Annotated in this window: 11 protein-coding genes and 1 pseudogene; 7 read left to right on the top strand and 5 right to left on the bottom strand. The window is 38.4% G+C overall.

Annotated elements, in window-relative coordinates; translation table 11 throughout:
• Together A2290_01400 and A2290_01395 are read right to left on the bottom strand one after the other, a co-directional pair.
• Positions 1-9,080: pseudogene (locus tag A2290_01400) on the bottom strand (hypothetical protein).
• Between the two features lie 231 nt (positions 9,081-9,311).
• Positions 9,312-12,581 carry a hypothetical protein gene (locus A2290_01395; GenBank protein OGC14686.1) on the bottom strand — a complete coding sequence of 1,090 codons (3,270 nt, stop codon included), beginning with the start codon at positions 12,579-12,581 and terminating at the stop codon, positions 9,312-9,314.
• Positions 12,582-12,731: 150 nt separating this feature from the next.
• Between A2290_01395 and A2290_01390 the strand changes: the two genes are divergently transcribed.
• Complete coding sequence (locus tag A2290_01390) at positions 12,732-12,959, top strand: hypothetical protein (GenBank protein OGC14685.1); 228 nt, start codon at positions 12,732-12,734, stop codon at positions 12,957-12,959.
• A 322-nt stretch (positions 12,960-13,281) separates the two neighbouring features.
• Positions 13,282-13,698, top strand: a complete 417-nt coding sequence (locus A2290_01385) for a hypothetical protein (protein OGC14684.1) — start codon at positions 13,282-13,284, stop codon at positions 13,696-13,698.
• A 37-nt stretch (positions 13,699-13,735) separates the two neighbouring features.
• Here A2290_01385 and A2290_01380 read toward each other — a convergent pair whose 3' ends face one another.
• From A2290_01380 to A2290_01370, 3 genes are all read right to left on the bottom strand, one after another.
• Entirely contained in the window at positions 13,736-15,337 is a 1,602-nt protein-coding gene (locus A2290_01380; protein ID OGC14683.1) for a hypothetical protein, read from the bottom strand.
• Positions 15,338-15,486: 149 nt separating this feature from the next.
• Positions 15,487-17,004, bottom strand: a complete 1,518-nt coding sequence (locus A2290_01375) for a sigma-54-dependent Fis family transcriptional regulator (GenBank protein OGC14682.1) — start codon at positions 17,002-17,004, stop codon at positions 15,487-15,489.
• 231 nt (positions 17,005-17,235) lie between these two features.
• The gene (locus A2290_01370; protein ID OGC14681.1) at positions 17,236-18,276 is read right to left on the bottom strand and encodes a 23S rRNA (adenine(2503)-C(2))-methyltransferase; all 1,041 of its coding nucleotides are present in this window, start codon (positions 18,274-18,276) and stop codon (positions 17,236-17,238) included.
• Between the two features lie 111 nt (positions 18,277-18,387).
• On the opposite strand from A2290_01370, the gene A2290_01365 reads away from it, so the two are divergent.
• The 5 genes from A2290_01365 to A2290_01345 all read left to right on the top strand — a co-directional run bounded on the left by A2290_01365 (position 18,388) and on the right by A2290_01345 (position 22,624).
• A complete protein-coding gene (locus tag A2290_01365) occupies positions 18,388-20,478 on the top strand; it encodes a DNA topoisomerase I (protein OGC14680.1) in 2,091 nt (696 codons plus the stop codon).
• Positions 20,479-20,586: 108 nt separating this feature from the next.
• A complete protein-coding gene (locus tag A2290_01360; protein OGC14679.1) occupies positions 20,587-21,438 on the top strand; it encodes a pantoate--beta-alanine ligase in 852 nt (283 codons plus the stop codon).
• A gap of 42 nt (positions 21,439-21,480) precedes the next feature.
• The gene (locus A2290_01355; protein OGC14678.1) at positions 21,481-21,873 is read left to right on the top strand and encodes a hypothetical protein; all 393 of its coding nucleotides are present in this window, start codon (positions 21,481-21,483) and stop codon (positions 21,871-21,873) included.
• On the top strand, positions 21,870-22,214 hold the full coding sequence (locus A2290_01350; GenBank protein OGC14677.1) for a hypothetical protein: 345 nt from the start codon (positions 21,870-21,872) through the stop codon (positions 22,212-22,214). The genes A2290_01355 and A2290_01350 overlap by 4 nt, the downstream gene beginning before the upstream one ends.
• On the top strand, positions 22,214-22,624 hold the full coding sequence (locus tag A2290_01345) for a hypothetical protein (protein ID OGC14676.1): 411 nt from the start codon (positions 22,214-22,216) through the stop codon (positions 22,622-22,624). The genes A2290_01350 and A2290_01345 overlap by 1 nt, the downstream gene beginning before the upstream one ends.
• Positions 22,625-22,635: the final 11 nt, after the last annotated feature.

Below are 22,635 nucleotides of genomic sequence, written 5' to 3'. Positions count from 1 at the left end.
GTAAAAACTATTTGAGGTCTAGGAGAAGGCGCAAGAGAAGATGTAGGAGAAGGCACAGGAGTAGGAAGTGTCAATTCCTCTCTTCGCACAAAGCCGTTAGGCCCCAAATTTATTATACTCTCAGAGACATTTCTTCTAGAAAAGTCAGCGCAATATATTACAGGTTCATGATAGTCATTTACTCCACCATAAAAAACTAATCTGGAGGACGTATTTCCAACTATCGCTCTTAGCGCACTCTCTTCAAGTCCTGCAAAAGAGATATATTCTTTAAATTCAATTTTAAAAGCCCGTCTTTCAACTCTGTCCAAAAACGCCCTTTGAAACTCTTCGGTCGTCCCTTTAAAAGCATCCCTCGTGCTGGCATCTTCGCTCAATAAACCTGAAGCTTTAAGCTCTCTTTCAATATTAAATCCTTCTATTGCCGGAGCCGCGTCCCTTACATGAGGCGCAATAATTTTAGGTTCAGGAGCACGGGATTCAACAATACGAGGCTCTCCTGTTTCGGAAGGTTCCGGAGAAGGATCAGACGGCCTTAAAGGTTCAGGAGCCGTGGAAACTCCATGCAAGAGAGAGCCAACATCTACCCTTATCTCTTCTTTAAACCTGTGTCGCACAATTCCATATCTACCGACAACCGGAACAGACTCAATCTTTCTTAACTTCTTTGTCCCCTCAATTATCTGCGACCTGAATCTCTCCAGCAGATTATCGATTTTTTCTCTATATTCAGCTTCATAAATCTTCCTTACATCTGTTTCGCTTTCAGAGGTCTTAACAAGTTTGCTCCTCGATTCATATTTGGCCGCAAGCTCAACTCCGGCCTCAAATGCCGCTTCCTGAAACATGACATAGGCGTTCCCCAAAACACCGCTCAAATTTCTGAGCTGCATCTTCTTATAATCAAAAAGTCTGCCAGTAATCTCCCTTGCAAGACTCGAAGCAAAACCATGTAAATCAAAGTTCTCTGCAGTCGGCAGATCGATAACAATCTTTACGTTAAATTTTTTCGCAAGAGTGCGAATGACAGCTGAAAGTGTCGCTCTATCATGAGCAAGATCTATAATACTACTCCCCTCTCCTTTAAGCCTTCCCCATAAAAACTCAACCTCTTGCTCCACCACTGTTTCACACTGTCTCTTTACACTGTTAAAAATCTTACTTCTGTAGACATCTCCAGCTGAACTCTTCTTCTCAAATTCCGATCTGCCAGGTTTTCTTCCGTTTGAACCAAATGTCTCCCTCAAAGCTTCAAGCTGATTGCGAATGTCCTGAGGAAGAAGATTCTCTGCTTTTATCCCGTTCTTCCACATATTTATAAGCTCACGATCAAAAGCCTTCTGCGCCTCTCCAAAGAACCACGCCGCAAACCCATCGATTTCTGAAATATCAACATTGTTTAACAGCAGGAAGACATCCCTAAAAGTAGAGAATTCATTTATTCCAGCAAGTGAAACAGAGTTCCCTGCTCTATCAACTACGTTCGAAAGTCTGTTTCTAATTTCACCCAAAACAGAAGTATCAAAGCTTACCGCCTCAAAATTAAAATTACACAATCTTGTGCCATACAAACCACTGTCAGGAGATGTAAAAATTCTTAAGATGGCTTCGGTCCCCTGCCTACCAACTCTTCCAACCTTCTGCCAATGTCCCCAACTCCCGACCTCCTGATCGGCAAGATATAAAATTATAGGTTTTTCTGATTTAAAATCGGTCGCGCGTCTCGCAAGTGTGGTGACTAAGACGTCAAAATTCTCCTCCAAAGGCCTCTCAAAAATATCAAGATACTTGTGCTCATCTCCCTGAGCCAAAAGGCCGACTCTCACCTTTCCAAAATGGCTCCCGCTTCTTTTTGCATCTCTTATTCTTGCGGCAACAGCCTCTATCCTTTTTAATATTTCAGGATCACTTATATATTTTTTTGATTTACCTTCAAGGCAGCCATAAATAGCTTCAGCAAGTTTTGGGCTATCAGCTCCGACAACAATCGGTCTCCCCCTCTCCAGATCCATCTCCATTTGGATAAAGATTGTCTCTATTTTTTTCTCACGGATTAAGGTTAAGTTTGGAGCTTTCCCAGCGCTAACTTCCGCCACAAAATTCATTACAGGCTCATGTTGAATAAACTTAGTAGCTATTATCCCCGCTCCCTTAAGCCGTAAAACTGCTCTGCTAATAGCCGATCCAGTGGAATCAGAGGATGTTATAATCTGAACATCTCTGAACCCAGGTTCGGTCCTATCAAAAATTTGAACAGATTCGCCCCTTTTAGCCTCCACTTCTTCTTTTATAGCTGTTAAATTCTTCTCTAATGTTGCCTCTGAAACAGCTTCGATCGCGTCGTTACCTCCCATTCTTGCGGCCTCTTCAACTCTTGCTTTTTCTTCTGGAGTTAATGCTTGCCATTTGTATGTAACTATATTAGTTGGAACTCTTTCATAAGCTATCCCCATCTGATCAAGAACCGCGCTAATCTGATCCAACGTCCCTGAGGAGGCAACCATATTTCTTATCCTTCTGACTAGTGTCCTTGCCATAACCTGGGCAATAGTAGAATTTTCAGGGGTTATACGGGTTCCCGTTATTTTCCCTTCGTGTTTTGCCTGAAGAGCCTGTTGAAGTCCGTCGCTATATTGCGAACCGTATTTTGCCTGACCTGTCTTTTCATCCAGAAGGACAATATCTTTTGTAAGCTGGTTGATTTCATACCCTTCGCCAGGTTTCATCTTGTAGGCAACGAGGCACTGAGAGATTCTTTTTCGTTGAGCAAGTGAAAGTTCATTCCAGGAAACAGTATTCCCCTTTTCATCCAAAAATAGGCGTTGAGATACAGCCTCAGGATTTAAAACAGCTCCTTCCCCGTTTCTAATACTAAAGATAGATCTGCCTGCTTTATTTAGTTTTATCAGTTTTTTTGCGGTCTCATTTGCTTTACGCCACGCTTTAACCTGAGCCTTCTCTTTCTCACCACCCGACATCACGTATGGGGTCAATCCTTCATCAACATATATAAAGTCAAACTCATCAACTCTAAAAAGTCCTTCTTCCCACGGTATATCAACCACTTTTTCAGGAGAGACCAACCCGTTAAGATCTATAAAAGCAAGATCATTTACAGATGTATAGATAACGTCGTTATCTCTAAAAGTTGTAGCAAGTCCCGCATCAGTATGGCGGACAAATTTAACTTTCATTCCCGCCGCTCTATAAATTTCAATATTGCTTTTAAAGTCAGCCTCCGCAGTCAAATCTGTATGTGTCAATGAGAACAGCTTCCTTCCGAAAACATGATCCAAAACATCAAGAGCGCAACGGATAAATGTCTTCCCCTGCCCCGTCTGTATTTGGGCCGAAATGCGATTATGCATCAACAAAATAGCTTCAATCTGAGGAGTACTCAAGGTTATCCCTTTTATCTCTTTAAAAAGCGTCCTTACCCATGCCAAACGGACTTCAGCCAATTTGTATGTTCCCCCTTTAATTTCTACTTCAGTTTCGTCCATTAATCTAATCTGATCTTCCAATGAAAGTCCCTCAAAACTCACCGTTTTAAGCCCCTCTCTCATAGCCCCTTCCAAATCAGCCCTTGTTATCTCTTTATTGTCATATCTTCCCCAAATTAAATCGATAGTTTTGACACGCTCTCTTACATTTCGAACTTTTTCAACCCTCTCGTCAGGTGTATATATAGGTTCAGGAGGCGCCGGATCAGGAATACTACTGATACTTCCCATAGCTTTCCCTAATCTTCCAATAGGAGCTGAAAAATCAACAGGCCTATCTGTTTTTAAAAGATCCTCACCGACAATCAGAGAGGCATATTCAACTTCTAAAGCCCCCCGGTAAATTCTAATTTCTGTGGTATTTCCAGCTACAACTTTAATTTCCCCTACAGGCATCTCTTGAGTTGCGCCGTCAATTCCATCTATCGGCACAGTCACTGTTTTAGGTAAATTTTTTCTTAAGTTTTTATCTCTATTTGCAAAGACAAGAGGATCCCCATCCACATAAACAAACTTACCGTCCGGCCCCTGTTCAAGTGTCAATAAAGTCCCTTGAGATAACGATATGTCCATAGGTTTTATATTATGACTCTTCATAAAACTGGCTTTTTTCATCCTATCCTTGATACTCAAGCCATCCAACTCTAAACTGGCAGTATCAAGCATCCGCATCAATTCCATATATTCGCCTGCGTTAAAACCTGAAACAGAGAACCTATTTCCAAGAGAGAGATAGCTGCTCTGAGCTTCAAGACTTACAAAATCTTTATAATACCAATCCCAGACAAGAGTCTTTGCTCCACCTAACCATTGCATAGAAGTCCTGTTTTTAGAGGAAGGGTTAAAGGAAAATTTGTCTCCAAACCATCTGGAAACTCCTGCCCTTGAAGAAGAAATCCCCTCTATCCCTGAATCAAAACCCTCAAGACCACTCCTCAAACTCCCCCAGAACCAACCCTCACCATACTGCCTCCTGGCCGGCGACCATGCAAGGTCAATTCCGAATCTGGCAGGGCGAAGCAACAACTCTTCTGTTGCGCGCAGAGGCCAGGCAAATATACCGCCTGGCTCCCTCAACATAGTCGGTCTGCACATTAAAAAGTTTCGAATCTCATTTACCCTGTAGAGGTGCATCCTCAATACCTGCAGCGAAAAACCTGCCATAGCTAAAAACGAACCTAAAGCCCTCGCTCTTAATTTAGATGCCTCGTCATCATTCCCCTCCTCTTCAGCAGCGTTAGCCTCCCTCCACATCTGCATCCCCTCTTCAAAATATTCAACGGGATAAGTCATCCATGTAATAACCCCGCCTACTAATCCGACATAAGATTTTCCGGCTTCAAGAAGCTTTGACCAATCCCCCGTCCTCTTAACTTCCAATATCCCCTCCACAATATCTTTTGTGTACTGGGCTCCTAATTGAAAGAATGTAGGAGGCATGGACCAGAAAGTCAAAGCTGTGTCTGTCATCCCATAGAAGAAATTCCCGGCAAACTTTACACCATCCCAGAATGATGGGATAGCATCCAAAACTTCCGAAGCGCTTCCAAGCGCCAGAGAACCAACCTCAGGAGTTGAATATATATCAACCGCAGTATCAATCGATCCGCTTATAAATCCCGTAGTAGCATCCAATCCTGAACGCAAAACTTCTGAAGCGCTTCCAAGCACTAGAGAACCAACCTCAGGAGTTGAATATATATCAACCGCAGTATCAATCGATCTGGCAATAAATCCCTGTGAAGGGTTAGGCCTGAAGACAATGCCGTTTTTCAGGCTTCTGTCTATCTCCTGAGCCCCTATATGTCCCCCCGATGTCGTTTTAAGAGACGGAGAGAGAAAGTCCGACTCGGCCTCCAAAATAGAAAAACAGAGTTTAATAAGTTCGAAAACCTTCTCTCCAAATTTATCACTTAAGTAAAGTTCAAACCCTGTTTTACTGTCTCCTTCAGGTTTAAAAATAGCCCCCCAAGGATCAGCGCCCCTAAGTTCCTTCCAGAGTCCGTCCCTTAAATAACCTGGAAGTTTTCCCTCTATTAATTTCAATATGTCCGTATTCTGCGAAAACCCGTTTATCTGTTTTACCAGTCCTTCAACAAGCATCTTAACCTCTTCAAAAGTCACCTTACCCATCCCGTCGCTCATTATCAGATCGTAAAAATAGAACTGGTCTTTAATTCCAAGCTGAATTAACAATAAGTGGACATATGGGGCAATGTTTGTATTAGGTTCGGCCTGAAGGGTCTGAGTTAAAGTCGTCAACTGTTTTAAAAGTATTGTGTTATAAAAATACGGAGGAAAAGTTACCGTATCTTTAGGGGCGCTCCCTTCTGTCCATCCGTCTACACCCACACTGGCAAATCCGACAGTCGTCATGATCGCTGTTCGAGCAGTATTTACAAGGGGGAGAACAGAAAAAACGGATAAGACAGAATTTCCCTGTCTTATCTTATTAAAATATTTCTGAGAAAGTAATATAGAAACAATCTTCTTTGCTATAGAAATTTCTATATTCTCTCCGGGATCCCTTATAAGAGAATCCCAGCCGTCTACGCCTATTTTCTCCAAAACAAATGCCTCAAGCTCAGAGAGACTGTCTATCCCTCTAACACTGTTTAAACGCATATCATCCTGGTCAACCATCAAGGCCGGCAAAGCGGGGATAAGCTGAGCTAAGATTCCGTCTTCCGCGGCCTCTCTTAAAATGATCCCAACATTCTCGCTTGAAATCCTCCCGTCCAAACCGTTTTTCCAGGATATCTCCATTAAAGAATCTTGCTTTTTTTGCAACAATTTTTTTATCTCTTTTGCGGCATCCTGCAACTGTTTAAAGTCATCTTTCAAACTTTTTAATTCATTCCTAAGCTTTTCTTTGTCTTTGGCTGGAACGCCCGAATTGTTTTTCTCAGCCGCCTCAAGCTCTTCTGATTTTTTTTCTATCTCTTTAGATTTTGCTTCTATCTCTTTAACAGCTTGGTCAAAATCATTTTTATAAACCCTTAATCTTTCTACAACTTCTCGATAGCTTTCTCTTACAGGCTCATCCAAATGATCCCACACATATAGAGACCAGAGGTGCTCTTCAACCCCCTGAGGCAATTCAATCTCTTGTGTAATTTTTCCGGCATCCCTTATCTGCTGCATTACGCCATCAAGCGCGCTCACAATCCCCCCGATAACCCCCCTCACATCATCAAGACTTTTAGGAAGTTCAACCTTATCTTTTCCCACATAAAAACTGAGTTGTTTAGCAATAGTTCTCAAAATACTTTTTACTCTAATAATCTCTATTGTGTCGTTCTCTTCGGGATCAAATGTAGTAAATTCAAAAGTCGGATAATCTTCGGTAAAAACAAGGAGTCTCTCTCTGTCTTCGGCGCTCAACCCCCCTCTGCCACAAACCACCCTGAAAGAAAAACCCGTATCGGTAAAAACCTTATCATAAAGGGTCGTCCATATCTCTTTACCCCGATTTCCTAATAGGGGGTTATGGGTAGCATCTGAGTCCTTATCGTCTTTTATTAAAGCGATTAAAAAATCTCTTAATAAATTTAATTCATCCGCGGAAAAAGAGGTCTTGTCATCTGACTTTAAACAGGCTAAAAGCTTTACAAAGATTTTTTTTGTCTTTTCATCCGGAGCATTTCTGATCTGTTCCTGTATTAAGTTATCAGCCAGATTCTGATTTAGCCCTTCATCATCAGAAAAGGCAAGTGAAGAGACGCTGTATTTCGGAGAAAAAAGATCAGCAACACACCCAAGTTCTTGAGATGAAAGTCTTTCTGTCGAAAGATCGACTCTATCCAAATAAGGATCGCCCTCAACTCCCAAAAGAGTCGCCTTTATTAAAATTATAGGAAAATCTTTTAATATCTGGGGGTTTGAAAGGGAGACCCCTTTCATCCCATCCCTTTCAGCCTTTTTCAATTTATCAGAGGCTGAAGTTTTTTGAGGGAGTATTGCTGCAAAAACATCTCTGTCGACAACTGCTACCAGAGAACCCGATTCATCAACAGAAATTCCAGATTTTTTTCCAAGCCCGTAAACCCTGTTTGCAACAGATAAAAGATCGACATCTGCGGCAAAGCTGTCCGAATCATCAAGCGCCTGCAAAAAACCTAAAAGCTTGTTGTCTTCCAGTTCTTCTTTTTCAACCCCAAGTCTCTCGCAAAGATTTTCTATCTCCTTCAAATAACCTTTTTGATTTCCTTTTGCCCTGTTCTCAGCTTCTATAGCCTTATCCCTTTTCTCAAGCGCTTCTCTTCTAATTCTGGTAGATTCAGCAAGTTTGCTTGCAAATTGCCTGCCATCAATTCTTCCCCTCTGGCTAAAAATTTCATTTAATTCTTTATTAGCTTTCTGATATGCCTCTATAGCCTCTTTTGCGGGAGTCGCTGCCCTGTTTGCGACATCAACCGAATCAGAGACCTTTTTCGCGAGTTCTTCCAACTGCTTCATAATCTCTTTTATGGTATGCCCTTCGGTCTTTAGTGTCTGCAATCCTCTTATGGTCTCTGGCTTAACCCCGTTTATAAGCGCCTGATAAGCCAAAACAGTCTCTAATCCGGCCTTTTTAATTGATATATAACTTGAAAGAGGATCATTTTCTCTTGTAAATATCCCTTTCTGCAAAAGAGGGGTTAAACTACTCTTCTCAAGAATGTCCTTTTCATCTTTCGTTAAGGCGGAAATCTCCCCACCGGAAGAGATCCAAAAGTATACATTGCTCTTGTCCTCTTTCTGAAAGACTAAAAGATTATAGCCTTGAGATATTTTTTCTCCCAAAAGCTCAAGATTTGTAACCTCCGATCCTTTTTTCCACGCCGCGGTTATAAAACTAGGTGATTCTTTGGAGTCGACCTTGGCTTGAAAAAGGAGCTTCAATGCCTCTGCCTGTTCATCAGCATTTCCACTCTTTAAATTTTTTAGAAAACTCACAAATTTATCAAAACTTTCTACCTCTTCCACCCCCATGCTCCGCATAAATCCGTAAATTCTGGAAATTATAACTTCATCACTGTCTGATTCGCTAAAAAAATCGAGACCGAAAGGAATCAAGCTGGAGGCCCTTTCACGCATAGATTGCTTATCCTGGTCTGTCAATGAAGAGGGGGCTTCTTCCGCCGGAGGAAGATACGAATAGACTCTCAATCCCTTTTGAAAATTTTCATAGCGGGAAAAAAGGATATCAACATCATCTTTTGAGGGTTTTTTATCGCCAAAAACATTAGAAAGAAACCGATCAAGTTGTTCTAGCGTAGATTTAAGAGATTTTACTCCATTGTTACTGACATATAAATCAACACCGAAATCATTCTTTAGTCTTTTTATAATCTCAAATTTATCTCTATTCGCAATTAACCATTTTATGTAGTTTTCAACAGAAGCTTTTGTAATTGCTATCCCTTCACCAGAAAAAAATTGTTTTATATCATCTAAAATATCATCCCTTGAAAAAAGATCTATCCCATACTCAGATAGAGGATTTACAAGTAAACTGGCAAGATTTAAAAGTGTGTCGTCAACACTCTTTTGTACTACACCTTGTTGTCCTTCTATTTTTCCGGCTTCGCTCATATTTTTCTCCGCTTATAAAACAAAAAGCTCGCCTGTTAATTTGCGAGCTTTAAACCCAAAAAATAATAATCTTACCCTTTATTTTCAGAAACAGGCAATCCGAAAAAAAGGTCTCTTTATCTGGTTTCTACACTGATATAATCGGTTTTAGAGCCTAAAAACTTGCGCGAAAATGTCAAAAAAATGGATTTTTTAGATGATAATCGGGGTTAATCTTTATCCTTTGGCAATCTACTTCCAGTCAATCGTAATTCCAAATTGTGAGTTTATCGCATTTTCTAATTCTATTCTAAAATTTTCTCCTAGCCCAAGACCATATCTATGAAAATCACTTACCCATTTATCTCCTTTTTTCTTTGCCACAACTCGTTCGTTATTTCCAATTTTCGCGGTAATCTTATCCCCACGCAAAGTACATATTGCACTAATATTATTCGACAACGTAATGGTTGTGGGTACTGCCTCCTTGGCTACTTCCTCCTTTTTTTCTTCGGTTGGTGGAACACCAGGAAGTGATGGTGATTCCCCAGCTTTCTCCGCACCTGTTTTTCCTTTCTTATTGTCTTTCCCATCTTTTACAGCGCCCTTTCCATTACCTTTTTTCGGCTTGGATGGTTTCTTCTCCCCAGGCTCAAAAACCGCCTTATAATTCTCATCTTGCGACTCTTTTGTATCAGTGAAAAGTTTATCTCCATCTTTTTGTTTTATTGTAGCTCCTCTTGATTCATTGCCATACAATCCTTGAGCAATATAAGCTGCAACAGCATCGTCCTGAGAAGGAGGCGTCGGACTTTCGCCTGTTAATTTACCATTAGCAAGAGAAATTTGAGTGGATATTGATAGACCAATAGTGGTATTCATTGATTGTTGATCACCCTCCTGAGTTTTGAATGAAGCAACAAATGTCTCTCCCCAATTTTCAACTATTACTTCAAGCTCCCGCTCTATATTTAACCCGCTGGCAACCTCAAAGTTATCTCCTTTTTTAGAAATAAAAAGCCCCGCCTTAAACTCTGCAAGCTGTTTAGCAAGGCTCCCTCTTTCTTTTTCGTGTCCTGCCCAGATAGGCAAAGACCATACGCTGGAGAGATGTCTATCGATAAACGTCTGAATTGCACTAGGATCTTCTTTTCCATCTTTTTTCCATCCGGCGACAAGCAATACAATCCTAATTTTTTGCTTAACTAAATCCAGATTTGTCTTTCCTTCAGAAGTAATAAAGGAGGATGGCTCTGTTAAATAGCTATCCAACTCAGCTATTAATTTTGTTTTTCTTTCTGGAGCCAAAGAACTGAAATCTATTTTACCGCCCTCTTCTGCATACAAAAATTGTTCAAGAAAATAACCATAAGCAAAACGCCATGAACACTCAGGTATCTCTTTATCTCCAAGCGGAATAGAAACCTTCTCCGATTTATTTTCCCTCAATTGTGATAAAATACTAATTAAGTTATCTGTAGCCTGATCATAATCACGCTGAGCCAAAGCCATTCTAACAGAACGTATATTCTTATCCATAGCGTTTTTCTCTTCCGGCTTCTTCCCCTCCCCACTCTTTGTAACCTCTCCCCCCCTCAAATATTCCAGCAATTTCTCTTTAGTGTATATCTCATTATTATAAGGGATCATATTTTTGAGATCGTCTCTATTTATTTCGAATATGTCATAAAGCCCCGTCTTTTTGGCGGCAAAACAAGAGAGTATCTTTCCCGCTATTCTATCCGCGCTATCTTTAATCTCATCCCATGATTTTATAACCACATCAATTATATCTTTATGATAGAGTTTAAGAGCTTCAAGTTTTTTTCGTGCATCCTCCGCAGATAATCCTACAAGTTCAGAAGATTTAACTACAATTTCGCCCCTTGCCTCACGCAACGCTTTTCGCGAAACCATAAAGAATGAAGTCGCTTTGGCAAAGGCCTCCGATCCCTTTTCGTATGAAATTCCGTAGTAACCTGCATACTCAAGAATCATCCTCTCCCTCTCATCCCTCTCCCCACTGTCTATCTCGCCATCTCTTTCAACAGATGAAGCTTCCGCGTTCATCTTTGCGTCTGAAAGGTCAAAGTTTACATCATTTAATCCGGTCTCTATTTTTATCCAGCTTCCATCTCTCCCCCTTACATAAACGGTTAAACTATGCTGTTCCTCCCCCTTGTCAATTTTTTCGTCTCTATCAACATCCCTCCATACCCAAAGTGTTTTGCCACTTTTTGAATAATCTCTAAAATATTCGGCAGGGATAGACGGATCAGATGAAGAAGATGAAGAAGTCAATCCCACGGTAGCACCCGTAGAACCAGAAGAACTTCCCATTACAACAGTAGCTAAAATGCGATGGTCTGGATAAGATCCTAACAATTTTTCTTCTTTTGAATCAGGAGTCAACGCTCTGGCAATACGATTTAACCCTTTGCTAAGTGTTTTTCCCGATCTATATATGACTGGTTTGCTATCAGTTCCATCTTTTGCAACATATCCTTCCGGCAAACCTGTCCAACTACCCGTTTCTTTTTTTATAACAAAAGCATAGTTTTTCCCTTTATCACTAAACGCAACTAAAACCTCCCCTGAGTCCAAAACCAGGGGAGCAAGATTATTTAGCGATGTTAATATTGAAGGATTTGCCTTTACAGCGGCCAAAACTTTGTCACGAAGAACAGTTTTATTATCTGAAATCTGAAGATATTCACTTATCTCTGCCACGGTATAATCTTGCCCCCCTATTTTGCCGTCAGATCCTAATCTTTCATTAATAGTAGTCAAATCCGGATCATTTTTAACATGATCAGAAAAAGCGGTCTTTTTTGCCTCTTTCTTTTGAATCTCTTCTTGCGCAGCTTTTGTTTTTGCTGCTAACTCCAACCCTTCAACTTTTTTCTTTGCATCATAAATTATTCTTTCTGTCCCTTGCCACAACCCAGAGACATCAGTATCTTTTAGAGCCTTATATGCATCATTTGAAGTTATTGACTCTATCGTAGCGCCACTCCCCAGGTCAATTTTATTTAACGCGTCAATAATTGTTTTTTCAAATTGCTTAGGTGTCCATTTTTTTCCTTCAATAAGTATTTCAATAAAAGAATCTGCCTCCTTCGTTGTATCTACTTTTGCAATATAATCAATCGATATTTTTGTATCTTTTAAAGCGCGTTGCACTACTTCAAGATTATATTTGCTTTCAGGATTATTGCTGAGTGCTTCTGAAATAAATTTCAAGTTACCCGCAATTTTAGAATAAAAATCTTTTTTAGCTTGACCTGATAATCTGTTGTCCCTGCAATACGTTTCCAGCGCATTTATAATCTTTTGTCTTTCAGCGGGAGTATCAACACCATCAGATCCTATAGAGATCTCTGTGCCTGAAATTACGACAATTAAACCAAGTTTAGCAAGATTAACAAGCCCTGTTACTAATCCTTGAGTAGATCCATCATGTATAGAAGAAGTTTTTGAAGAATCTATTTTCACAGAAATCGGGCCTGACGGATTTGACATAATTTACCTCCATAAAAACAAAGACAAGCCTGTCAAAACATTCTTGTCTATTCTATAACCAAATTCTAAATAACAGGCGATTTACAATCTGGCGCTACTTAGTTTTTCTCTCGTTTGTATTATCGTAATCAAATCTAAAAAACTTGCATTATGCATAAAAAAAATATAGAATTTATACAAATGCTAGACAAAAAAGAATCTAAGGTTTTAGGAGATTTCTTCCTCGATTGTGCAAAATTAATCTTTGCTTCCTTAGTAGTTGGAGTTTTTGTGCCAAGTGCCGTCGGAAAAGTGCCTTGGCTTACTTTTTTGATGGGAATTATAATGACAGCATTATTTTTAGTAATAGCTGTAAACCTATCAAAAAAAGGAGAATAATAAATATGGATCTTTTAACTTTTTACTTGGCAGCAGCCATATTAGCTTTTATAGTACTTTTATGGGTGTTTTTAGTAAAAAAATGAAGGGGTTTTTAACTTTATGAAAGATTATATTCTCTATATTATAACGTTTTTCTTTTTGGTTTTAGATTTTGTGCTTGTTTTTTCGTTAAAAAAAAGATAAGCCCGTTTAAAAACAACATTTAGCCAGTCGGGGGCCAACTAACAAATAGATCTAACCCCGATTTCCTAATCGGGGTGAACAAACTTAAAAAAATGAAAATTTTACGCAATTATGATAGAATAAAAAAACTAAAAATATGCCGAAAGAAAAACTAAAAAAAGAACATTTTGAAATTATACTGGAAGATATCAACTCCAAGATCAATCTCATACTTAAAAAGGACTATGTTACAAAAAGCGACCTTAAAAACACAGAAGATAGATTGATGGAAAAAATTGAATCAAATAGCCTCGCTATAAAAGCAAATAGCTTCGCAATCAAAGCATTAAATAATAAAATTGATGATGTTGAAATAAGATTAACTAATAAAATAGATGATGTTGATCAAAAACTATCCAAAAGAATCGATGGCGTTGAAATAAGACTAGATGGACTAGATCGAAGAATGGATGGACTAGATCAAAAAATGGATAGAGTTGAAACAAATTTAAGCAATAAAATTGATGAAGTCAAAGAAGTGTTAATCCATCATATAAGCCTTCCTGTTCATTAACCCCGATTATCCTAATCGAGGTTAACCGTCCAAAGACTCAACGGAAATACCTATTAGTAATCGGCAATCTCCAATCCTTGCCAAACGCACGAGGGGTTATGCGAGGCCCGGGAGGGGTTTGGCGCCTCTTATACTCAGAAAAATCTATCATTTTTACAATTTTATCAACAATCTTCTTATCTATTCCATGAATCTTACAAACCTCCCATCCACATTTGTTCTCTTCCACATAAGAGTGCATAATTTTATCTAAAATATCATAAGGAGGAAGGGTATCCTGATCTTTTTGATCGGGCTTCAACTCTGCCGTCGGAGGTCTATCAATTATAGATTGAGGAATTAAGCCTTTTTCTTTCCACGCGCTATTTCGAAAGTTAGACAATTCATACACCAAAGTCTTTGAAATGTCTTTTAAAACCGAAAATCCTCCTGACATATCCCCATAAAGCGTGCAATAGCCTGTCGACATTTCCGATTTATTTCCGGTAGTCAAAACAAGCCAACCAAATTTATTGGATAACGCCATTAAATAATTGCCGCGAATACGAGCCTGAAGATTCTCTTCTGCGATATTCTGAACCATCCCCTTAAAATGAGGCGCGAGTTCTTTTAAGTAAACATTAAAAAGATCTTTTATTGAAATCTCTATCATTTCAATCCCTAAATTCTCACAAAGTTTTCTGGCATCCTTATAACTTTGATTCGCCGTATATTGCGAAGGCATAAAAACAGGATGAACTTTATCTTTTCCTAAAGCATCACAGGCGATAACAAGAGTTAATGCGGAATCGATCCCCCCCGACAAACCTATTAAAACATCAGAAAAATCGTTCTTTTTGACATAATCAGAAGTCCCCAAAATAAGAGCATTATATATTTCAGAAGATCGGTCAAGCCATGGCGCTGTTTTGTTCTTTTGCCCGAGATCAACAAACAGCAGTTCTTCTTTATATTGGATAGCAGAAGCAACCTTCTCCCCTTTTGGGCCAAAGACCATGCTTCCGCCATCAAAGACAAGCTCGTCTTGCCCCCCTACCATATTAAGATAGACAATATAAGCCTTTGTCTTCTTTGCTAATTTCCCTAAAATTTTTTCTCGCTCTTTAATCTTTCCAAGATGATAAGGGGAAGCATTTATATTAAGCATAATCGAGGCTCCAGCCTTTGAAGCCTCAAGATAAGGACTATCTTTTACCCAAATATCTTCACAAATTCCAAGTCCAATTTTTTCCCCTTTATAATTTACGATAGAATAGTTTTTCCCGTCTTTAAAGTATCGCTTCTCATCAAAGACGGAATAGTTTGGAAGATTAATTTTGTGGTACAACTTTTTGACTTCGCAATCAACAATAAAAGCAGCTGCATTAAAAAGATCTTTTCCCTTCTTATCGACAAACCCTATATAAACAGCAATTTTATCCGATGCTTGTTTTATTTTTGTAAAACAGGATAAATTATCCATGACAAATTGATCTTTTAAAAGAAGATCTTCCGGCGGATATCCTGTAATTGCAAGTTCAGGGAATACAACAATATCTGCTCTCTCTTTTTCTGCCTTATTTATATAGTCAATAATCTTTCGAGTATTCCCGTCAAGATCACCAACTGTCGGATTAATTTGCGCTAAAGCAAGCTTCATAATTGCTGTTTCTCCATAATTTTATCACTAGGGACTGTTGCAAAATGTCACCCTAATTATATATTTCGCAACAGTCCCCGCTAATTACCCCAAATGCCCTTTCTCTAATTAAAGAGAAAATTTGGGACATATAAACCTCCAAATAATAATCAACCACCAATCTTATACTTCTGTCTTTTATACCCCAACATCCTCTCCGTAATCCCCAAAAATTTAGCGGCATTCCTTTGAGTCTTACATTTTTCCAAAGCGTCTTTTATCTTTTGAGATTCAAGCGCTTCAACAATTTCAGGAAGAGTTATCCCTCCCGACTCCAGATTATTGAGCTTTTCTTTTGAAACTAGATTCGGCGGAAGTTCCTGCGGTGTAATTAAATCTTTTTTACACAAAACAACAGCCCTCTCTACAACATTTTCAAGCTCACGAACATTTCCCTGCCAATTATGGTTCATTAAAATATTAAGCGCGGCCTTGCTTATCCCTTTTAGTTTTTTATTATTGCCTTTCGAATATTTTTTTATAAAGTGTTCAACAAGAAGAGATATATCTTCCTTTCTATCACGTAAAGGAGGGATAACAAGGGAAAAAACATTTATTCTATAATATAAATCTTCACGAAATTTATCTTCTCTTACCATTTTATCCAAATCTCTATGGGTCGCGCAAATAACCCTAACATTTATTTTTATTGTCTCTGTCCCTCCAAGCCGTTCAAACTCCCTCTCTTGAAGCACTCTTAAAAGTTTAACCTGCGTAGCAGGGGTCAGATCGCCTATTTCATCAAGAAAAATCGTCCCCTGATCCGCCAGCTCAAATCGGCCTATTTTACGGTCAAGCGCTCCTGTAAAAGCGCCCCTTTCATAGCCAAAAAGCTCCGATTCCAATAAACTTTCGGGAAGCGCCGCGCACGCAACTTTAACAAAAGGTTTGTTTACTCTTGCGCTATTATAGTGTATAGCAGAAGCTATTAATTCTTTTCCGGTTCCGGATTCACCGTTTATCAGCACATTCGCGTTGCTTTCCGCAACCTGCATGGCCCCTTCCAAAAGCTTATGCATAACAGAAGAGCTGTAAATTATGTTGTCAAATTTATATTTCCCCTTAAGTTCCCTTCTTAACATTACATTTTCCGAAACAACTGCCTGTTTATCCTTTTCTGCAAGTTCACGCACTTTGACAGCCTGTCCCACCATCGAAGCAATAATCGTCAAAAGATTAAGATCCTCTTCGTAAGAAACATCTTTTTCGAAAAGACGGTCAACAGACAAAGCTCCTATAACTTTATTGCTAACTTTAATGGGAACACACAAAAATGTAAAATTTTTATCCTCAAGCCCCTTCCTGGCTTTCGTTTTGTTCAAAAAAAGAGGATTTGATTTAGCATCTGTCACAACCATAGGCGCCCCCGTTTCTACAACCTTCCCTGTAACCCCTTCTCCAATCTTATATCTCCCCCGCTCTTTTTCTTCTTTAGTTAAACCATGAGCAACTTCTATCTTTAATTCATTGGTTATAGGATCAACAAGTGTAATCGTCCCTCTTTCCATTTCAAGAGTCTCGGACAACACTCTAAAAATAGACCCTAACGTCTCTTCAAGATTTAACGAAGAAGACAAAGCATTGCTTATATTAATCAAAATTTTTCCTTTTATTTTGCTTATAACCATAGCTACAATATTGTATCATATTTTAGACAATTTTGTCGTAAAATCAGAGAAGATAAAAATGCAAATAATGGGCTTGTTGTGTAATAATAGTTTTTGCAATTTGTCATCCCCGCAAAAGCGGGGGATCCATCTTAACCCCGATTATTATAATCGGGGTTGTTTTCTGAGAAATAGATTCCCGTTTTCACGGGAATGACCATTATGCAACAGTCTCATAATCGGGGTAAACTCCTACGCTCTGAAGGCAAGCTGCCCACACCCCGCTTCTATATCCCCCCCTCTACTTATACGTTCAACAACCTCTATTCCCCGCTTGCTTAACTCATTGATAAAAACTTCAACAATCTTCTTTGGAGATCCTTTAAACGTCCCTTTTAAAAAGTTGTAGGGGACAAGGTTTACATTAACGTTTAACCCCCTGCAGAAATCTGCTAAAGATTCCAAATCTTCAAGATAGTCATTAACACAATCGAGTAAAATATATTCCAATGTAACTCGCCGTCCTGTTTTTTTCTGATAAAACAAAATAGCCTCTCTCAATTTCCTTAAAGGGTAAGTATTATTTATAGGCATCAATAATGAACGAATTTTATCGACAGCAGCATTTAATGATACCGCCAATCTAACCTGAATCTCCTCTTCGGCAAGTTTTCTAATTCCATCGACAAATCCGCAGGTAGAGATGGTAATTTTGCGGGCTCCAATATTTATCCCTTCACTGAAATTAAGGATTTTAATTGCCTTCAAAACATTGTCATAGTTCAAAAACGGTTCACCCATCCCCATGAATACTATATTATTTATGGTCTTATGGTTGTGGGGTTTGCAATTTTGAGCGGCAATCAGATAGACTTGGGACAATATTTCAGAGACGGAAAGGTTTCTCGTAAACCCCATTTTCGCGGTAGCGCAAAAATGGCATCCTAGCGCGCAGCCAACTTGGCTGGAAACGCAAACTGATTGACGCCCTTTTCTATCCCTAAGAACAACACACTCTATATGTTCACAATCTTCAAGCTCCAAAAGATATTTTATGGTGCCGTCTTTAGATTTTATGGTTTTCTTAATTTTAGGAGTATAAATATAAAATCTGTTTTCAAGCTCATTTCGAAGCTCAAAAGAAATATTTGTCATCTCATTAAATGAAGTAACATGCTTTTGATGCAACCAATGAAAAATCTGTTTCGAACGGAACTTTGGAAGATTTAATGTCTTTTCCAATTCAGAAAGAGTACAACTTTTAATATCAATTTTCTTCACATTAACAATTATAGCACCAAAAGAGGAGGTTGTTACTCCCTCTTGGAAACAGGCAAATCATTTTTTTATGAATTTATTTAAAATTTGACAGATTAAAAGAGAGCATGTTACCATCTATATATAATGAAAAGCCTTGTAATCGTTGAATCACCTGCAAAAGCAAAGACTTTGGAGAAATTCTTGGGTAAAGATTTTAAAGTATTGGCTTGCGCAGGTCATGTTAGAGATCTCCCAAAAAGCAAACTTGGGGTAAATATTGAGAACAACTTTGAACCCACGTATATTCCCATAAAAGGAAAAGGGAAAATATTAAAAACCCTTAAAACCGCGGCAGAAAAGGTTGCTGTAATTTACCTTGCGCCAGATCCGGACCGTGAAGGAGAAGCAATTGCCTGGCATCTTAAATTTTTACTTGACTCCGACAGCAAAATCAAGAGAATAGAGTTTAATGAAATTACAAAAGAAGCGGTAACAAACGCGGTAAAACATCCAAGAAAAATAGATATAAGACGAGTTGACGCTCAGCAGGCAAGACGTGTTTTAGACAGACTTGTCGGATATAAACTCTCTCCTCTTTTATGGAAAAAAGTAAGAAGAGGATTGTCGGCAGGCCGCGTTCAATCAATTGCCGTAAAATTAATTTGTGAGCGGGAAAATGAGATCAAAGCATTCAAACCTCAAGAATATTGGAGCATTGAAGCCTCTTTAAATTCCGACAAAGGTGAAGATTCGAATCGTCGCTTTTTTCAAGCCAAATATTTTTCAAAAGAGATCATTCCTGATGAAAATTCCGCGCAAAAAATAACATCCGAATCTAAGAACAGCCAGTTTATAGTCAAAGATATCCAGAAAAAAGAACAAAAAAGAAACCCATCCCCTCCATTTATCACATCTACGCTTCAGCAGGATGCCGCAAGAAAGCTGGGTTTTTCCGCAGGAAAAACAATGTCCATCGCACAGCAACTCTATGAAGAAGGACATATAACCTATATGCGAACAGACTCTGTTCGTATTGCAAAAGAAGCAATTGATGCTGTCAGAAATTACATCGATTCAACCTTCGGCCCCAATTTTATGCCAGACAAACCTAGGTTTTTCAAAACAAAAAAATCAGCGCAGGATGCACATGAGGCCATACGCCCAACAGTCATTGCAAATATACCAAACACAATCAAAGAGACTTTAACGGAAGACCAATTAAAACTTTATACTCTTATATGGAACAGGTTTGTCGCATGTCAGATGAATCCCGCAATAATGGATAGAACGACAATAGATATAAGCGCCGGAGAACATATCTTCAGAGCAACAGGATCCGTAATCAAATTTGCGGGTTTTATACAACTATATTTTGAATCGATGGAAGAAAAAGAGGAAAAAGAGGAACAGGAGGAAAGGATAATTCTGCCTGATCTTTTAATCGGAGACATATTGAATCTGGAAAAAATCGAGCCAAAACAACATTTCACGGAACCACCTCCGCGATTTAACGAAGCTTCACTTATCAAAGAATTGGAAGCAAGGGGAATCGGACGTCCTTCAACATATGCGCCAACGCTACATACAATAGAAACAAGAGGGTATGTATTAAGAGAACAAAGAACTTTTTTCCCTACCGAACTTGGACAAACAATTACAAAACTTCTTGATGAATTTTTTCCGGAAATTATGGACTACCAGTTTACGGCGCATATGGAAGACGAATTAGATGACATACTAACCGGCAAAATGGATTATGTCTCAATTCTTAAAGAATTTTACGGGCCTTTTGAAAAAAATTTAAAAATTGCAGGCGAAAAGATGAAGAAACTTAATCAGGATATTCCCACAGATGAAAAATGCCCCACCTGTGGAAAAGCTCTAGTCATAAAAACAGGTAGATACGGTAAATTTAAAGCTTGCTTGGGGTTCCCGGATTGCAAATACACAAAAGCAATAGTTCAAAGCTTAAACATAAAATGTCCAAGGGAAGGTTGTGACGGAGAAATACTGGTCAGAAGAACAAGAAAAGGAAAAATCTTTTATTCTTGCAGCAAATATCCAACATGCAAAGAAGCTTTTTGGGATAAACCGACTGGAGAATATTGCCCTAAATGCGGAAAACCACTTGTAGAAAAATTTACAAAGAGTAAAATATACATAAAATGCAGCAACAAAGAATGCGACTTCAAAGAAGACAAACAACCGGAAGAAAACACAGAAACAACAAAATAAAGTTTATAAAAAAATGAAAGAATTTTTTACAAAAAACTGGACGTTAAAAATTTTGTCTTTTGCTTTGGCGATTTTACTTTGGATATTAGCTCGCGGCTGGATAATTCAGTGAAAACGATCAAAAAAGCTAAAGAGATGTCAGCTTTTTCCAATCGCGCAAAAGCGAGAGGGCAGACATTGGCGCTTGTGCCAACAATGGGGGCTCTTCACGAAGGGCATTTATCCCTTGTAGAATCCGCAAAAGAAAAAGCAAATATCGTTATTGTCTCTATATTTATAAATCCTACCCAATTTGCGCCAACCGAAGATTTAAAAAAATATCCAAAAAATTTATTAAAAGATCAAAAAGCCCTCAAGCTTTTTGACCCTATAATTATTTTTGCTCCATCAGAAAAAGATTTATATTCTTCCGGATTTGATACCTGGGTAGAAGAAGGGACATTAAGCCGAAGGTTGTGCGGGAAATTCAGGTTTGGCCATTTTAAAGGAGTTACGACAATTGTAACCAAGTTGTTTAATATTGTAAGACCAGACTACGCAATTTTCGGGGAGAAAGACTACCAACAGCAATTAATAATAAAAAAGATTACCCGAGATTTAAATTATCCCATTGAAATAGCAACATGCCCTACTGTAAGAGAATATGATGGTTTGGCAATGAGCTCCAGGAACCAGTATCTTTCAGAAAAAGAGAGAAAATCAGCAACCGTATTATATAAAGCGCTAATTAGGGCAAAGAAAGACATTGAGGGAGGAGAAACAGACTGCAGGAAAATAATAGTAGGCTTGGGTCGGTTAATAGGGTTTGAGGCAATTGTAAGGGTAGATTATATAAACATTGTCAACCCTGAAACATTGGAAGAAGTAAAAGAGATAGGAAAAGAAAAAGTTCTCATTGCCATAGCAGGAAGAATCGGAAAAACAAGATTAATCGACAGCATGATAGTAACGCCAAAGTAATGCCCCGATTATGATTCTCGGGGTTAACTGCTCTAAAAAAAAATGAAAAAAGGCTATTCACTTTTAGAACTAATCATTGTAATTTCAATAATAGGGATTTTTTTTGCTTTTGTCTCTATTAATTTTGGAAATTTCGAAACTAAGGCGGAATTTAAAGCTATTACAAAAACTATAGTTTCTGATCTGCGGTTATGTCAACAAAACGCGATAAGCCAAAAAGAATCCTGCGACACTATTTTTGAAAAAGATTATTACATAATTAACAACAAAAAAAAACATTTACCCTCCTTAATAAATATAAAAAACCCAAAAACAATCCGGTTTTCATCCTCTGGAAACCCTCAGCCAGGATATTTCGGAACAATTATTTTGGAGTCAAAAAATCAGTCCATAAAAATCATTGTATCAGCAATAGGGAGAATCAGGGTTGAATGAGAAATAAAACAAGCCTTCACGGCTTTACCTTAATAGAACTTTTGCTATCCGCGTTGATTCTTACATTAATTGCAGGCTCCTTTTCTCTCCTTTTTTCAAGAAGCGCTAAACTTACGGGTAGTGACCAGGAATTCTTAACAGCCCTGAATGTTGTTAAATCACAAGCAGAAGAAATACGATCTAAAAATTTTTCCAAAATCAACCCTTATGACTTTGACAATAAAAAAGGCAAGGTGGAAGTCATATATATTTATCAAGATTTAATCCAACTAAAGTTCTCATATAACTGGAAAAAGAACAAACCTCCTATGGAAATTTATACAATGAGGTCAAAATATTAATGAAAAAAAGAGGATTTACTTTACTTGAAACAATAATAGCAATATCGCTTTTTTCAATTCTCCTCATGGCAGGGACAACAATTCTTTCTTCCCATATTAGATCATTTCGTTTAGTATCAGAAAAAACAAGCTCAATACAAACAATACAAATTGTTGCAAGGGAAATAACTAAAGATTGCAGGCTCTCTTCAAATATTTCAGTAGCTTATAACACTGCTGTGTTAGCACAAAAAGGATCAACCATTTCATACGATATTAAAGACAAAAAGGTTCGCAGGCGAAAAGACAGCTATACCGCGTATTTAACTGATGAAGGAGAAATAAAAATTTTAGAGTTTAAGTTGTTAGCCCCTAAGCTTTTAGCGTTTTCTGTAGACGGCGTAACAACTGAGGTTTTTTGCAGAAATTAAACCCCGATTAT

Source organism: candidate division WOR-1 bacterium RIFOXYB2_FULL_36_35, assembly GCA_001771505.1.
In the GTDB taxonomy this organism is placed as follows: Bacteria; Margulisbacteria; WOR-1; order XYC2-FULL-46-14; family XYC2-FULL-37-10; genus XYB2-FULL-36-35.
This window is presented reverse-complemented; position numbering and strand designations above follow the sequence as displayed.